13 protein-coding genes and 1 tRNA gene are annotated in these 15,308 nt (G+C 61.8%); 9 read left to right on the forward strand and 5 right to left on the reverse strand.

All coding sequences use genetic code 11. The annotated features are described in order from the left end of the window. Positions 1-80 precede the first annotated feature (80 nt). Positions 81-698: a glutathione S-transferase family protein gene (locus CQ041_RS23055; RefSeq protein WP_105524652.1), complete on the reverse strand. Its 618-nt coding sequence runs from the start codon at positions 696-698 to the stop codon at positions 81-83. Positions 699-926: 228 nt separating this feature from the next. On the opposite strand from CQ041_RS23055, the gene CQ041_RS23060 reads away from it, so the two are divergent. Both CQ041_RS23060 and CQ041_RS23065 read left to right on the forward strand, forming a co-directional pair. Continuing rightward, positions 927-3,374: an acyl-CoA dehydrogenase gene (locus CQ041_RS23060; protein ID WP_105524654.1), complete on the forward strand. Its 2,448-nt coding sequence runs from the start codon at positions 927-929 to the stop codon at positions 3,372-3,374. A 75-nt stretch (positions 3,375-3,449) separates the two neighbouring features. Beyond that, entirely contained in the window at positions 3,450-3,857 is a 408-nt protein-coding gene (locus CQ041_RS23065; protein WP_105524656.1) for a PA2817 family protein, read from the forward strand. 67 nt (positions 3,858-3,924) lie between these two features. Here the strand turns inward: CQ041_RS23065 and CQ041_RS23070 are convergent, their stop codons facing one another. Next, positions 3,925-4,857 (reverse strand): LysR family transcriptional regulator, encoded by a 933-nt coding sequence (locus CQ041_RS23070; RefSeq protein WP_105524657.1) that lies wholly within the window; start codon positions 4,855-4,857, stop codon positions 3,925-3,927. 89 nt (positions 4,858-4,946) lie between these two features. On the opposite strand from CQ041_RS23070, the gene CQ041_RS23075 reads away from it, so the two are divergent. Continuing rightward, complete coding sequence (locus CQ041_RS23075) at positions 4,947-5,573, forward strand: hypothetical protein (protein WP_105524676.1); 627 nt, start codon at positions 4,947-4,949, stop codon at positions 5,571-5,573. Between the two features lie 34 nt (positions 5,574-5,607). On the opposite strand, the gene CQ041_RS23080 is transcribed toward CQ041_RS23075, so the two are convergent. Together CQ041_RS23080 and CQ041_RS23085 are read right to left on the reverse strand one after the other, a co-directional pair. Continuing rightward, positions 5,608-7,182, reverse strand: coding sequence for an alkaline phosphatase (locus tag CQ041_RS23080; RefSeq protein WP_105524658.1), 1,575 nt, complete (start codon positions 7,180-7,182; stop codon positions 5,608-5,610). After that, a complete protein-coding gene (locus CQ041_RS23085) occupies positions 7,179-7,733 on the reverse strand; it encodes a GNAT family N-acetyltransferase (RefSeq protein WP_105524659.1) in 555 nt (184 codons plus the stop codon). The genes CQ041_RS23080 and CQ041_RS23085 overlap by 4 nt, the downstream gene beginning before the upstream one ends. Positions 7,734-7,923: 190 nt before the next feature. Between CQ041_RS23085 and CQ041_RS23090 the strand changes: the two genes are divergently transcribed. The 6 genes from CQ041_RS23090 to CQ041_RS23115 all read left to right on the forward strand — a co-directional run bounded on the left by CQ041_RS23090 (position 7,924) and on the right by CQ041_RS23115 (position 15,129). Continuing rightward, positions 7,924-8,331, forward strand: a complete 408-nt coding sequence (locus CQ041_RS23090; protein WP_105524660.1) for a biopolymer transporter ExbD — start codon at positions 7,924-7,926, stop codon at positions 8,329-8,331. Between the two features lie 2 nt (positions 8,332-8,333). Further along, on the forward strand, positions 8,334-9,056 hold the full coding sequence (locus tag CQ041_RS23095) for an energy transducer TonB (RefSeq protein ID WP_105524662.1): 723 nt from the start codon (positions 8,334-8,336) through the stop codon (positions 9,054-9,056). Positions 9,057-9,080: 24 nt separating this feature from the next. After that, the gene (locus CQ041_RS23100; protein ID WP_105524664.1) at positions 9,081-11,360 is read left to right on the forward strand and encodes a TonB-dependent receptor; all 2,280 of its coding nucleotides are present in this window, start codon (positions 9,081-9,083) and stop codon (positions 11,358-11,360) included. A gap of 17 nt (positions 11,361-11,377) precedes the next feature. After that, positions 11,378-12,025 (forward strand): MotA/TolQ/ExbB proton channel family protein, encoded by a 648-nt coding sequence (locus CQ041_RS23105; RefSeq protein WP_105524666.1) that lies wholly within the window; start codon positions 11,378-11,380, stop codon positions 12,023-12,025. Between the two features lie 52 nt (positions 12,026-12,077). Then, positions 12,078-13,295 carry a phospholipase D-like domain-containing protein gene (locus CQ041_RS23110; protein ID WP_105524668.1) on the forward strand — a complete coding sequence of 406 codons (1,218 nt, stop codon included), beginning with the start codon at positions 12,078-12,080 and terminating at the stop codon, positions 13,293-13,295. 94 nt (positions 13,296-13,389) lie between these two features. After that, positions 13,390-15,129 carry a dipeptidase gene (locus CQ041_RS23115; protein WP_105524670.1) on the forward strand — a complete coding sequence of 580 codons (1,740 nt, stop codon included), beginning with the start codon at positions 13,390-13,392 and terminating at the stop codon, positions 15,127-15,129. A 102-nt stretch (positions 15,130-15,231) separates the two neighbouring features. On the opposite strand, the gene CQ041_RS23120 is transcribed toward CQ041_RS23115, so the two are convergent. Continuing rightward, positions 15,232-15,307: transfer RNA gene (locus tag CQ041_RS23120), tRNA-Gly, on the reverse strand. Position 15,308: the final 1 nt, after the last annotated feature.

Below are 15,308 nucleotides of genomic sequence, written 5' to 3' on the forward strand. Positions count from 1 at the left end.
CAAGGTTCAACGGCGGCGCATGACAACCATGGTGGCTGCCCGCGCCGCACAAGTACAGTCACGCGTGTTAATAGTCTTTATCAGGTCAACGCGGTCATGACGGCTTTGCGGTAGGCCGGACGCGCCTTCAAGCGCTGGTACCACGCCTCCAGATGGGGCATGGCCGGGCGTTCGATGGGCATTTCGAACCAGGCGTAGATAAAGCTGCCCAGGGGAATATCGCCCATGCCGATCGCGTTGCCCGACAGGTACGGCTGGGTGGCGAGTTGCTGTTCGACGGTCTCGAGCACGCTGATACATGCCTGGCGACCGGCGTGGATGGCGTCCCAGTTCTGTTTTTCCGCCGGGGTGCGCAGTACGCCCCAGAACACGGTCTTGAAAGGATCGGCGAAGGTCGAGGTGGTCCAGTCCATCCACTTTTCGGCGTTGGCTCGCGCTTGCAGGTCAGTCGGATACCAGCTCGAGGCCTGCTTGGCGCAGAGGTAGCGCACGATGGTATTGGACTCCCACAACACGAAATCACCGTCCTCGATCATCGGCACCCGGCCGTTGGGATTCAGCGCCCGGTATTGCGGCGTATCAACCACCCCAAACGCCCCGCCCGCGTCAATCGCCTCGTAGTCCAGGCCGAGTTCTTCGGCGCACCACAGGGCTTTCCTCACGTTCGATGAATTTTTACGACCCCAGATCTTCAGCATGACCGTGCCTTATTGTTTGGTGAGCCCGCCAGCATACGCCGGTTCCTCCACTGCTTGAATCGCGGCGCACGGTGACCGGCCGGTTTCCAGGCGAACTCCCCCCGCGCCGAGAGGTCACTACCGATGAAGCGCCTGAGGTACAACTCGTTACACCCTCACCGCCGCACTTGCTCGGATGCCGACTAAGCTTCTCGGTGGTTTCGCCCCTGGTTTCACGGAGGATTGAATATGCTGTTGTTGTGGATACTGGTTCTGGTGCTTGGCATTGCCTACCTGGCACACCGCCGCACCGCCCCCCTGCCCGCGTTGGGCGTGGTGGCGGTCTACCTGTTGGCGATGGGCGTGTGGAGTCACGCGCCGGGCTGGTTGCTGCTGATCTTCTGGGTGCTGCTGGCCGCCGTCGCAGCGCCCCTTCTGCTGCCTGACCTGCGCCGCCAATACTTCACCAAACCGCTGTTCAGCTGGTTCCAGAAAGTCCTGCCGCCGATGTCCGAAACCGAGCGTGATGCCATCGACGCCGGCACCGTGTGGTGGGACGGCGAACTGTTCAGCGGTCGCCCGGATTGGGACAAATTGCTGGCCTATCCGAAGGTCCGACTGACCGAAGAAGAGCAGGCCTTTATCGACGGCCCCACCGAAGAACTCTGCGCGATGGTCAGCGACTGGGAAATCGGCCAGGCCATGGACCTGCCGCCCGCCGCCTGGGAACACATCAAGACCCACGGTTTCTTCGCACTGATCATCCCCAAGGAGTACGGCGGCAAAGGTTTCTCCGCCTACGCTCACTCCCAGGTCGCGATGAAACTCGCCACCCGCAGCGGCGACCTGGCGTCCACCGTGATGGTGCCCAACTCCCTCGGCCCCGCCGAGCTGCTGCTGCACTACGGCACCGACGAACAACGCAACCATTACCTGCCCCGCCTCGCCCGTGGTGATGACATCCCCTGCTTTGCATTGACCGGCCCGTTGGCGGGTTCCGACGCCGGCGCGATGCCCGACACCGGTGTGGTGTGCAAAGGTGAATGGGAAGGCAAGGAAACCCTCGGCCTGCGCTTGAACTGGGAAAAACGCTACATCACCCTGGGCCCGGTCGCGACTTTGCTGGGGTTGGCCTTCAAGGCCCATGACCCGGACCACCTGTTGGGTGACGAAGAAGACCTGGGCATCAGCCTGGCGTTGATTCCTACCGATACGCCCGGCGTGGAAATCGGCCGTCGCCACCTCCCCCTCGGCGCCGCCTTCATGAACGGCCCCAACGCCGGCAAGGATGTGTTCATCCCGCTGGAATTCCTGATCGGCGGGCAGGAGATGCTCGGCAAGGGCTGGATGATGCTGATGAACTGCCTGTCGGTCGGGCGTTCGATCTCCCTGCCGGCAGTCGGCACCGGCGCCGCCAAGTACACCAGCCTGGTGACCGGCCAATACGCCCAGGTGCGCGAGCAATTCAACGTGCCGCTGTCGGCGTTCGAAGGCATCCAGGAAGCCCTGGCGCGCATCGGCGGCAACGCCTGGCTGATGGACAGCGCGCGCATGCTCACCGCCAACGCCGTCGACCTCGGGGAAAAACCCTCGGTGCTGTCGGCGATCCTCAAGTACCACCTCACCGAGCGCGGCCGCGAGTGCATCGGCCACGCCATGGACGTTCACGGTGGCAAGGGCATCATCATGGGCCCCAACAACTACCTGGGCCGCAGCTGGCAAGGGGCGCCAATCTTCATCACCGTGGAAGGCGCGAATATCCTCTCGCGCAACCTGATGATCTTCGGCCAGGGCGCGATCCGCTGCCACCCGTTCGTGCTCAAGGAAATGGCGCTGGCTGGCCGTGAGGATCATGACCAGGCGCTGAAAGAGTTCGACGGTCTGCTGATGCAGCATATCGGCTTCGCCGTCAGCAATGCCGCCAGCACCCTGATGCTGAACCTCGGCGTCGGTCGCTTCGAGAAAGCCCCGGGCAACCGTTTGAGCCAGGGGTACTTCCGAGCGCTGAACCGCCAGGCTGCCGCGTTCGCGCTGCTCGCCGACCTGAGCATGATGCTGCTGGGCGGCGAGTTGAAGCGCCGCGAACGCCTGTCTGCGCGACTGGGCGATGTACTGAGCCACATGTACCTGGGTTCGGCTGCCCTCAAGCGCTATCACGACCTGGACTCGCCGGACCACCTCGAACCGCTGTTCGCCTGGGCCATGGAAGAAAGCCTCGGCGAGTCGGAACGTGCGCTGGATGAACTGCTGAGCAATTTCCCGAACAAGGTGCTGGGTTGCCTGCTGCGGGTGATCGTGTTCCCCTTCGGTCGCCGGCATACCGGGCCGTCCGATGCGCTGGATGCCGAAGTGGCTGCGGTCATTGGTCGTGCGAAAGGCGACCCGACCCTGGAAGAACTGCTGGCGGGCTGCTACCGCCCGCAGTCGGCGGAAGATCCGGTGGGCGCCCTGCAACATGCCTACGACTTGCTGGGCGCGAGCCACCCGCTGCAGAAAAAGCTGCACAGCGCGCTCAAGAGCGGCCAGGTCAAACCGGCTGCCGGCGAACACGCCATCGATGCTGCGCTGGAAGCTGGCGTGCTGCAACCGGCCGAAGCGCAAACGCTGCGTGATGCCGAAGCGGCGCGACGCAAGGTGATCGACGTGGATGACTTCAGCAAGGAAGAGTTGATGCACACCGAGGGGAAAGTCCGCTGATCCTGTCGGTCATATAAAAACGGGCGCGAGGGCTATATACTCTCGCGCCCGTTTTTGCTTTAGAGGACTTATCTCGTGTCCAACGTCGTTGCCGATCATCTCGTCTTGCTCGACCACCTGCGCAGCATCCTGGTTGCCGTCGGCGAAGCCGAACAGGTGCCCGAGGAAAGTCATTCGCTGTTCCTGGAGCGTTTCGACGAATTGCGCGCCCTGCTGCCTATCGACCCGATCGAAAGTCAGTACCTGGGCCAGGACCTGATGAGCCAGGTCATCCTGCGTTACCCACAAATTGCCCACCTGGTACCCCGCGACCTGCTGTGGTTCTTCGGTGGCGATTGCCTGCACTTCATGCCCGACGAAGAACTGGACATGTACCAGGCGCTGGAAGAACGTCGCTATGAAGCCGAACAGAACGACGAGCCGTTCGACTGGAACCAGGAAAAGCAGCTGCTGGCCATGCCCGACGACCAAAGCAAGCACTGATCCTGACGGACACTGTGGATCTAAATGTAGGAGGGGGCTTGCCCCCTCCCACATTTTCACCCTATTCCTACCGCTGGCGCAGTGTTGGCTCCTTGACCATGCACTCCACCAAGTAATCAATAAACACCCGCAACTTCGGCGGCAAGTAGCGTGTAGGCGAGTGCAGCAGCCACACTTCGCCGTGGTACGACGCAATGAAATCCCACTGCGCCAGCACCTGCACCACCGTCCCCGCCTCCAGCGCATGGCGCGCCGTGAAATACGGCAAGCTGCCAATCCCGACATGCTGCAACACGGCATCCAGGCGCACGCCGGTATGGTTCGCCGCATAACGCCCACGCACGCCCACCGTCACCGTCTTGCCGGCCTGGCGGAATTTCCAGCGCGCGTCCGCCGGGGTCTCGCCCAGGTAAATGCAGCTGTGTCCCAGCAGGTCATGGGGATGTTGGGGCGTTCCGTGTTCGGCCAGGTACTCAGGCGTGGCGCACAACAAATGCTCGATGGGAAACAACGGCCGCCCCACCAGCCCGGGAGGGGGACTTTCGGAGATGCGCAGGATCAGGTCCAGGTTGTCATCGATCAGGTCCACCGGCCGGTCTTCCAGGATCAACTGCACATCCACCTTGGGATAACGGCGCAAAAATGCCGGCATATGGGGGTGCACCACGAACCGCCCCACCGCCTTGGGCACGCTGACCCGCACCAGGCCTTCTGCTTCATGGGTGTACTGGCCGCTGATCTCCATGACCGAGCGCGCCGCGTTGACCATCTCCTGGCAACGCTTGAACACTTCTTCGCCGCCTTCACTCAAGCGCAACTTGCGCGTAGTGCGTTGCAGCAGACGAGTAGCCAGGGCCTTTTCCAGGCGCGAGATGCTGCGGCTCACCGATGACGGCGAAGCGCCCATCTGCCGAGCGGCCTCGGAGAAACTGCCGGTTTCCACCACCTTGACGAAAATCGCCATTTCACCCAGCAGCGGCAAGGGAAGATTGATGCTCATGACGCACAAGTCCATTGATAGTTGAACGGATTATCACCCACTCACGCACTATTTATACTGCCCGCAGACCCCTGATGCGGATGTGCCTGATGACCGAGCGCCTGTTTTTTACCCACGACCACCTGACGGCTGAGCTGGAAGTGCTCACGTGCACACCCCATGAAGCGCAATTCGCCGTGACCCTGCAATCCACGATCTTCCACCCCCAGGGCGGCGGGCAGCCGTGTGACACCGGTTGGCTAGGAAAAAGCCAGGTACTGCGCGTGACGCAAGAAGCTGGTTGTGTAGTGCATTACGTCGACCAACCGGTGGCAACTGGCCCGGTGATCGCACAGATTGATGAACAGCGGCGCACCCTGAATAGCCGCTTGCATTCAGCCGGGCACTTGATCGGCAATGTCGGCGAAACCCTGGGCTGGATGCCGATCAAGGCCCACCACTGGCCGGGCGAAGGCAAGATCACTTTTATCCGTGGTGAAGCGGCACAAGCCATGGAGGCCGAGGCGATTCAACGGCAGATCGATCAATGGATCGCTGCCGATTACCCACGCCACTTGGCCCTGGAAGACGGCAGCCGAGCAGTCGGCTTCGGCGAGTTACCCGCCTACGCGTGCGGCGGCACCCACGTGCAAGCCTTGGGCGAACTGGGCCAAGTGACGATCCTGGCCCTGTCGGAAAAGAAGGGCGCGCTGTCGGTGCGCTACGAGATCACCTGAAGCAAGCATCCGTACTATGTGCTGAGGGCGCTCGCTACACCGCAATCGCGCCTGGCCGCCCCGGCTCAACGACAAATGACTTGAGGGTCGACACCGTGGCCGCCGGGTCGCGCGGGTCGCTGATGACGCGAAAATGCGTGCGCATCTGCTGTTCACTCACCTCCACCGACACATACCCCCGCTGGCGACTGTCGAAGAATTTGACGTGGGGGTTGAGCGGCAGAATCTTGCTGAACGCCTCGAACGGCGGCCCGTCCGATGTCACCGAGGTGCCGACGAACTCGGTGGCGACAATCGGCGAATCCAGGTCATTGCCATCGGCATGCAGGTCGGTGGTCCAGAACGAGTGAATGTCGCCGCCCCAGAACACCGGGTTCTTCACCCGGTTGCGCTGGATCGAGGCCAGCATCCGCGAGCGGTTGGCCTGGTAACCATCCCAGCCATCGGTCCAGCGACCGGGCTTGTGGTTGGTGAGATCGCGCTGGGTCAGCGGCGCCACCAGCAAATCCTGTGCGATCACATTCCATTGCGCCTGCGACTGGGCAAAGCCTTGGTCGAGCCACGCCTCCTGCTGCCAACCGAGCATTGTGCGACCGGGATCGCGCAGGTCGTGGCAAAGGTTGTCGGCGATGTGGCCCTGATGACTGCCGTTGGGCAGGATGCACGGTTGCTCGGAGCGGTATTGCCGACCATCCAACACATGGAAGCGCGCCAATCGGCCGTAGTCCAAACGCCGGTAAAGGCGCATATCTGCGCCCTTGGGCAAACTGCTGACGCGCAGTGGCATGTGTTCGTAATACGCTTGGTAAGCCGCCGCACGTTGCTGGAGGAATTGCCCCACAGCAATCTTCGGGTCCTGGGACCAGCGGTTGGCGTAGTCGTTTTGCACTTCGTGATCGTCCCACGTCACCACGCTGGGAGCCGCGGCGTGCAGGGCCTGCAAGTCTGGGTCGGTTTTGTACAGCGCATAGCGGTTGCGGTAATCACTCAGGCTCGTCGCATTGCCACTGCCGTGGGAACGAAACACCTTAAGGGAGTCTGCGGCGTAGGAACTGTCGTAGATATAGTCACCGAGGAAAAACACCAGGTCAGGCTGTTCCGCCGCCAGGTGCCGGTAGGCACTGAAATAACCGCGTTCCCAATGGGAACAGGAGACAAACCCCAACCGCGCCGACGTCATGCTGTGCCACGCCGGCGCCGTGCGCGATTGCCCCACCGGGCTCTGTGCGCCCAGGCCTTCGAACTGATACCAGTACGGCCGCCCCGCCTCCAACCCCGCCACTTCCACATGCACCGAATGGGCAAGGTGCGCGCTGGCAATCACCTCGCCCTGGCGCACAATCCGTGTCATCGCCGAATCACTGGCCACCCGCCAGCGCACCGGTACTGCACGGTTCAAGCCACCACGCCCGTCCGCCGCGCTGAATAACGGCGCCAGGCGCGTCCAGATCACAAACCCATCCGGCAGCGGATCGCCAGAGGCCACGCCCAGCGTGAAGGGATAGTCCATCCCGGCGCTACGGGCGAACGGGCTGAGGATCGAAAAGGTCGTCGCCACCGCCAGCCCGGCGAGGACCCGACGCCGGCCAAGGTCGATCGCACCGCTCACAGCCGGTACTCCCAGTCTTCGCGCAGGGCGGCGAACACCAGCATGTCTTCGTGCACGCCATTTTTGAGAAACGCACCGCGCAGGCAGCCCTCGTAACGCAGGCCGATTTTTTCCATCACCCGCGCCGACTCTTTATTACGGCTGAAGCACTGGCTGCCGACACGGTACAGGCCCAAGTCGGCAAAGCCGTAGTCCATCAGTACCGTCGCCGCTTCGGCTGCATAACCACGGTTACGTGCGTCCGCGGCCACCCAGCCCCCCAGGTGCCCATAGAGGTTTGCCGGGTTGATGCGCAGGCTGACCACGCCAATCAGCTCACCGCTGTCGCGCAGATGCGCGCCGAGGCTCAACAGGTTCGCCGTGCGGTATTTCTCCTGCATGCCGTCGATGAAATCCAATGCGGTCTGCAAGGTGTAGGGCGACGGAATCGTCGCTGTGTTGTCGGCGATCTTCGGGCCGTTGGCGAGGGCGCATAGCGTTTCGGCCTGGTGCTTTTCCAGGGGGCGCAACCGCAGGCGCGGGGTGGACAGGTGGGGCAGCTCGCGACTCATTCCTCAGGACCCTCGATGTAAAGTTTTTGAGAATGGCCCTCCCTCGTTTCAGTTTCGTTACGTCACAAAAGTGACCCGGAAGTCACCAGAAAGACACGTCCTAGAGCCTTCAAAACGTAAATTAAAGTTAACCGTTCGGTCATTTTTGGTTGTTAGCGTGTCGCCCCTAATTCAATAACGGGGTAACGGAATGAGAACCTGGGACGAACCGAAAAAACGCAAGGCGCACATCGAACTGATCCCGATGATCGACGTGATGATGTTCCTCCTGGTGTTTTTCGTACTCGTGAGCCTGAACGTGATTCCGGCCCTCGGCATGAAGACGCAACTGCCCAGCGCCAGCAGTTCGCAGCAACTGAAACCACAGAACAAATTCATCCTCACCCTGGGCCTCGAAGGCCAACTGCAACTGGACGGCAAGGACCTCAGTGTCGACGCCCTGGTGCCCACCTTGAAGGCGGCAGAGAAGCCGGACACCAAGTCGACAATCATCGTCAACAGTGACAAGGGCGTGGAGGTTTCGCGCCTGGTGGAAGTGATGGACACCCTGCGCCTGGGTGGCTTCACCTCCGTGTCCATCGCCACGCGCAAGTCCTGATCATGTACGTATTGTTTCGTGCGCGTCAGCTGCTGGGCAGTGTCCCGGCCGTGATCGCCTTGGTGCTGATTGCGATGGGTATCCAGTCCCAAACATTGAAGGTCGAGCCGGTGTACGACGAGTCGGCGGTCGAGCTGGCCTTGGTCGAGCCGGAGCCGGAAGTGGTCCCCGAGCCCGTGGTGGAGCAAGAGCCGCCCCCACCGGTGATCGAGGACGAAGAGGCCGAGCCGGCCCCGCCGCCACCACCGCCCAAGCCGCTGCCCAAACCCAAACCCGAGCCCAAGCCCAAACCGGTGCCCAAGCCGGTCGCGGCAAAACCAACGCCCACGCCGACTCCGCCACCGGTACCTGCCAAACCGGCGCCCGTGGCCCAGGTTGCGCCGACACCCGCTCCTCCCGCGCCGCCCAAGGTCGACGGGCAGGCGCTGGAAGGCGGCTACCTCAAAGGTTTGCGCAACGAGTTGGACACCTACAAGCAATACCCCACCGGACGCCAGGCTTCCCTCGAACGCCCCACCGGCGACGTGGTGGTGTGGCTGCTGGTGGACCGCCAGGGCCGGGTGCTCGACTCCGGCGTGCAGACCCCGGCATCAAGCATGTTGCTTAACCGGGCCGCGGCCAACAGCTTGCGGCGCATCAAGCAAGTCAAGCCGTTCCCGGAGCAAGCCTTCGGCGGACGCAACGAGCATCGCTTCACCGCCACCTTCAACTACAGCGTGCAATAAGCACCCGACACCAGGACGACACTGATGAGGTTCACACGGATTCATCTGGCACTCGTTGCCGCAAGCATGGGCCATGGAATGGTCATGGCCGACACTGCCGAGAGCGACGTCGGCACTATCGGCGTGCAAGGCAAGGCCACGGCCGGTGGCGGTTACATGGTGCAGGAAGAAAGCATCAAGGGCCGCTCCACCGTGACCAAGGAGGCGCTGGATAAACAGACCGCCACCGGCAACGCCGTGGACAAGCTCAAGTACACCCCAGGCCTGAACATTTCCAGCGAAGACAACACGGGCCTGTCGGGCTTTCGCTTCACCATGCGCGGGCTCAACTCCGACCAGGTCGGCATGTCGGTGGACGGCATGCCGATCAACGACTCGGGCAACTACGCGCTGTATTCCAACCTGCTGGGCGATCCGGAAAACATCGAGCAGATCTTCGTCACCCAGGGCGCGGCCGAGGCTGACGGCCCACACATCGGCTCCAGCGGCGGCAACATTGGCATCGTAACCATCCGCCCGACCAAGGAAACCGGGGCGTTCGTCAAACAGATCATGGGCAGCAACGCCACGCGCAAGAGCTTTGCGCGCCTCAACACCGGCGAGATCAACGGCCTGAGCAACTGGTTGTCGGTGTCCCACACCGAAGGGGACATGTGGCGCGGCTCGGGCGCGGTGCGGGCGAACAAGGTGGAATGGAACAGCTTCTTCGACGCCGGCAATGGCAACACGGCGAACCTGATCCTCAAGTACCACGAGCAGGACAACAACAGTTACAGCCAGTTGACCAAGGCCCAGTACCAGCAGAACGGCCGCAAGTACGACCCCTACCCCGCCAACCCGACCCTGGGCAGCAATGGCAAGGTCAACAGCTACTACGCCCTGGCGCAGAACCCGTTCCAGACCTTCACCGGCGTGCTCAACACCCAGTTCAAACTGGCCGACAACCTGGCCCTGTCGGTCATCCCTTACTACTACTGGGGCAACGGCAGCGGCGTGGGTTCGTCCAGCTACCCGCTCAACCGCGGCTCCAACGTCGGCGGCGTGTTCGACCTGAGCAATTTGCCTACCGGCCCGCAGTACAACGCTGACGGTTCCTCTACCACGGGCGTCTACTATCGCCCTTCGCGCACCCAGACCTGGCGTCCGGGCATTACCACCAAACTGAACTGGGACCTGGGCGAGCACAGCCTGCAATTCGGCTACTGGTACGAACGTGCGCGCCAAAGCCAGACCCAGCCGTTCATTGCGCTGAAAAACAGCGGTAAGCCGAGTGACACCTGGCCGGACGGCGACGCCGTGGTCGACGCCAACGGCAACACCGTGCAGGGTCGCGACCGCTTCACCGTGACCCCGGCCCAAAAGGTCTGGGCCCAGGACACCTGGTACGTCAACCCGGACTGGACCTTGGTGGCCGGCCTGGCCTACATGAACGTCAAGCGTGACGGCACCAACCACGGCAGCCTCACCGAGCAGGCCGAAAAACGTAACCAGACCTACAACAAATTGCTGCCCAACGTCGGCATCAAGTACCAAGTGGACGAGCGTGACCAACTGTTCTACAGCCTGTCACGCAACATGCGCATCCCACAGAACTACGTGCTGTACGACAAGGGCGCCGGCTCCATCGACGCCAAGCCGGAAACCAGCTGGAACCACGAACTGGGTTGGCGCTACACCGATGACGACATGACCGTCGCGGCCACGCTGTTCTACATGCAGTTCAAGGATCGCCAGGTGTCGTCCCGCGATATCAACGGCGACTTTGCCGACATCAACGCCGGCTCCGTCAACAACAGCGGCCTGGAACTGGAGTGGAGCGGCCTGCTGCCCAACCACTTCAACTACTACACCTCCTACACCTACACCAAGGCCGAGCAACAAGACGACCTGCGCGTGTACAACGCCGGCCGTGCCATCGACCTGCCCACCAGCGGCAAGCAGTTCGCCAACGTGCCCAAGAACATGCTGGCGGCCAACATCGGTTATGACGACGGGCGCTTCTACGGCACCTTCGGCGGCAAGTACACCAGCAAACTCTACGGCGACCTGACCAACGATGAAGCCATCTCCGGGCGCACCGTGTTCAACGCCGGTGCCGGCATCTACCTGCCGGTGGACAAAAAGATCGTCAAGGACGCAACCCTGCGCCTGAACGTCGACAACCTGTTCGACAAGAAGTACCTGGACGGCGTCTACACCACCAAGACAAACGCGGCCAGCTACAGCGGCTTCCGCGACGGCGACCCGGCGTACATCGTGGGCCTGGAACGCACCGTAACGGTTTCCCTGGAAGCCAATTTCTAAGCGTGAGGTAACTGAACATGGACATGAACCTGCTCCACGACATCACCTTTTATGTGATGTATGCCGCGATGGCCATCGCGATCTTTATCACCATCGAGCGCGGCATCTACTTCGCTTACGTCCGCCGCCAGGCCCGCGCGCTCAACGCGGTGCTCGGCGCCCACGTGCACAGCGAACGTGACTTGCCAGAAAGCCTGACCCGCCGCGACAGCCTGCCGCTGAACATGGTGCGTCCGGTACTGGAACAGAAAGCGTCCCACGGCTCGCGCAAAGACCTGGATGACGTGATTGAAACCCAGTACCTGACAACCCGTGCGCCACTGGCCCGCAGCCTGTGGATCATCGAAACCATTACCACCGCCGCGCCGCTGTTGGGCCTGCTGGGGACCATCCTCGGCATCATCGACACCTTCAAGGCGCTGGCCACGGCCGGCGTGTCCGACCCGGGCCAGATTTCCGGTGGCATCGGTATGGCGCTCTTCGCGACCGGTTTGGGGATCGCCATCGCGCTGTTCTGCGTGGTGTTCCACAACTTCTTCCAGGACAGCCTGGAGCGCATCAACGACCAGCTGAAGATTCTGCTGATCCGTGCTGCCACGGGTGCCCGGGTGCAAGGCGAAGTGCCGCACCTGGTACCCACGCCGCTGCACAGCCGCACGGCGTAATCGCCCCAGCGGGCGCGCAATGCGCCCGCGTTCTTTTGTGATAGGGATACTTATGGCCGTCGCCTTGAAGTTGCACCGTGCAGCCCTCGCTGGCTTGCTCCTCAGTCCGCTTGCCCAGGCGGACTTTTCGATTCCGGGCTTCGAACTGGTGCATACGGTGCCGGTGGACACTGCCCTGGGTACCGCGGATTTGCGCCAACCCGGCCCGGTGTGGATCGAACTGTTCGACGGGGCGAAAAGCAGCATCGATATTGGCCAGTTCTACGCCGCCGACCATCCCGGCTCGGTGATGGACAGCGTGATAGAGCACCTCGAAGCCGCCGGTAAACGCGGTGTGAAGATTCGCTTTTTGCTGGAAGAAAAAGGCATCAAGTTGTCGGAAGCATCCACCCTGGAACGTTTGCGTGCGATCCCCAACCTGACCTTGCGCGTGCTCGCGTACGGGCAATTGAGCGGTGGAATCATCCACGCCAAATATATGGTGGTGGACGGCAAGCAGGCGTTTGTCGGCAGCCAGAATTTTGATTGGCGCTCCCTGGAACACATCCATGAGACCGGGCTGCGCATCAGCGATGCAACGGTGGTTGGCCAGGTGCAAGCGATCTTCAATCAAGACTGGCAAGCCCAAGCCGCCCTCGCCGACAACACGCCCGTGCCGTTACCTGCCACCAGCAAGCAACCTGCACGTAGCGGCAATTATCTGGTCGCCAGCCCGCAGCGCTACAACCCACCCGGGGTGGGCGACTCACAGCTGGAGCTGCCGCGCCTGCTGGGCGAAGCGAAAAAACACGTGCGCGTGCAACTGCTGGACTATGCGCCGCTGTCCTACGGGCCCGATCGAACGCGTCCGTATTACGCTGTCATCGACAACGCCGTGCGCGCAGCGGCGGCGCGTGGCGTGTCGATCAAGTTGATGGTCTCCAATTGGAACACCGACAAGCTTGAACTGCCCTATCTCAAGAGCCTGGCAGTATTGCCCAACGTACACATCAAGATCGTCACCCTGCCCGAGGCCAAGCAAGGCTTTATCCCTTACGCACGGGTGATTCACAGCAAGACAATGGAGGTCGACGGGCAAGTGGCATGGGTCGGCACCAGCAACTGGCTAGGCGGTTACCTGGATAATTCGCGCAACCTGGAAGTCGTGATGCACAGCGAAGCGATGGCCCAGCGTGTAGGGCAACTTCATGAGCAACTGTGGGACGGGCCCTACGCCAAGGCCTTGAATGTCATGGACGACTACCCCGAGCCGCATCCGGGCCAGCATTGACGATGCGCACCTGACTAATGGTAGTGTGTGGAAATGTTTCTGACGATTTGGTCAGAAACTCCCAACTGACTACCTGCAAAGGAATGCTCCAGCAATGCACTTTCCACTCAAGCAACTGGCGGCCGCCACCCTGTTCGCGGCGAGCCTGTCGGCCATTGCCACGCCTGCGTTTGCCACTGTCACCCCAGAGCAAAGCGCGGCGATTCTCAAGCACTTCAACGAAACGTCCGTCACTGATTTTCGTGGTTTCCTCGGCGCCCTGAACAAGAGCGACCTGGGTAAGACCACCGACGTGAGTCCGGCGATCACTGCGTTTCTCGACAACAAACCCCTGAGTGCCGATCAGCAGAACGAGATCAATCGCCTGCTGGGCCTCTATACGCGAGTGAAGTACGGCAAAGCCGCCACCGAAACCCTGCGCGAACTGGTGGAAATCCCGACCTTCAACGTCGACGGTCTGCCCCAATACAAAAACCCGGAATTCATCAAGATCGCCGGCAAGATCCAGGACCTGGCCAAGGCGTTCAACCTGAACTTCCGCAACATCGATGGCCGCGTGTACGAAATTTCCCTGGAAGGCAATGGCGAGGAAGTCGTCGGCATCCACGCCCACGCCGACGTGGTGCCGGTGACGCCGGAAAACTGGGTGCTCAAGGACGGCACCCAGCTTGACCCGTTCAAGGTCACGCTGATCGGCGACCGCATGTACGGCCGTGGCACCGAGGATGACAAGAACGGCATCGTGGTAGCGATGTACGCCATGAAAGTGATCAAGGAAGAAAAACTGCCGCTGGCGCGCACATTCAAGCTGCTGGTGGACACCACCGAGGAAACCTCCGGCGACGCGATTCCGTACTACTTCGAGAAAAACCCGACGCCCCAGTACAACCTGGCGCTGGATGGCGGCTACCCGGTGGTGATCGCGGAGAAAGGCTACGGCACGGTCATGGCCACCTTCCCCCGCCGCAAGGGCGAAGGCAACGGCGCGGAAATCATCGCGATGACCGGCGGCATGGCCACCAATCAGATTCCGTCGGCATCGGTGGCCACCTTTGTCAGCGACACACCTGCCCAACTGGCGGCCAGCCTGCAACAGGCCGGCGCCGCGTATGCCAAGGCCAACGGCGCTGATTTCGACGTGGCGGCCAAGGTGGTCGGCAAGGAGGTCAAGCTGACGGTGACGGGCGTGTCGGCGCACTCCTCCGAGCCAGAGTCGGGCATCAACCCGGTGGCGCGCATGCTGGAACTGATCCACAGCGTCGACGGCAAAATCGCCCTCAAGCACAACCACATCACCGATGCCGCGCGCTATGCCGCCGACAACTGGGGCCTGGATTACCTGGGCGGCAAATTGGGTGTGGGCTTCGCGGATGATTTCATGGGGCCGCTGACCACCTCGCTGACCTTTGTCGGGCTGGATGACAAGGCCTTCAAGCTGGCGGTGAACCTGCGTGTGCCGAAGGGCAAGTCGCCAGACAAACTGAAAGCCGAAATCGCCGACAAATTGAACGCCTGGGATCAGAAAACCAAGGTCAAGGTGGACTTCACCTACTCCGTGGCCGAACCCATGTACCGCAATCCCGAAGGCGAGTGGGTGAAAGCGCTGTTGGCGGTGGCCACTGAAAACCTGGGCATGGAGCACACGTTCGGCACCTCGGCCGGTGCGACCTCGGTGCATGAACTGCCCAACGGTGTGCAATTCGGCCTGGCGCGCCCGGAAGTGAAATACACCGGGCACACCGACAGTGAGTTCAAGACCGTTGACCAGTTCCTGCTGGACCTGCAGATCGTCACCGAAATGATGGGTCGCGTCGGGCAGTTGCCGAAGCTCTGATCGCCGCTGAAAAAACCGCCGACCTGGCGGTTTTTTTCGGCCGGCATACATCACGCGCACACAAAAACGCCGATCATCGCTGATCGGCGTTTTCGTTGAATATGGAGCGGGAAACGAGACTCGAACTCGCGACCCCGACCTTGGCAAGGTCGTGCTCTACCAACTGAGCTATTCCCGCA

Source organism: Pseudomonas sp. MYb60, from assembly GCF_002979555.1.
Classification (GTDB): domain Bacteria; phylum Pseudomonadota; class Gammaproteobacteria; order Pseudomonadales; family Pseudomonadaceae; genus Aquipseudomonas.

Bases quoted from the DNA above. Each gene is read 5' to 3' on its own strand.
- CQ041_RS23055 (WP_105524652.1), bottom strand. From the start codon at position 698: ATGCTGAAGATCTGGGGTCGTAAAAATTCATCGAACGTGAGGAAAGCC.
- CQ041_RS23060 (WP_105524654.1), top strand. From the start codon at position 927: ATGCTGTTGTTGTGGATACTGGTTCTGGTGCTTGGCATTGCCTACCTG.
- CQ041_RS23070 (WP_105524657.1), bottom strand. From the start codon at position 4,857: ATGAGCATCAATCTTCCCTTGCCGCTGCTGGGTGAAATGGCGATTTTC.
- CQ041_RS23075 (WP_105524676.1), top strand. From the start codon at position 4,947: ATGACCGAGCGCCTGTTTTTTACCCACGACCACCTGACGGCTGAGCTG.
- CQ041_RS23085 (WP_105524659.1), bottom strand. From the start codon at position 7,733: ATGAGTCGCGAGCTGCCCCACCTGTCCACCCCGCGCCTGCGGTTGCGC.
- CQ041_RS23090 (WP_105524660.1), top strand. From the start codon at position 7,924: ATGAGAACCTGGGACGAACCGAAAAAACGCAAGGCGCACATCGAACTG.
- CQ041_RS23095 (WP_105524662.1), top strand. From the start codon at position 8,334: ATGTACGTATTGTTTCGTGCGCGTCAGCTGCTGGGCAGTGTCCCGGCC.
- CQ041_RS23100 (WP_105524664.1), top strand. From the start codon at position 9,081: ATGAGGTTCACACGGATTCATCTGGCACTCGTTGCCGCAAGCATGGGC.
- CQ041_RS23105 (WP_105524666.1), top strand. From the start codon at position 11,378: ATGGACATGAACCTGCTCCACGACATCACCTTTTATGTGATGTATGCC.
- CQ041_RS23110 (WP_105524668.1), top strand. From the start codon at position 12,078: ATGGCCGTCGCCTTGAAGTTGCACCGTGCAGCCCTCGCTGGCTTGCTC.
- CQ041_RS23115 (WP_105524670.1), top strand. From the start codon at position 13,390: ATGCACTTTCCACTCAAGCAACTGGCGGCCGCCACCCTGTTCGCGGCG.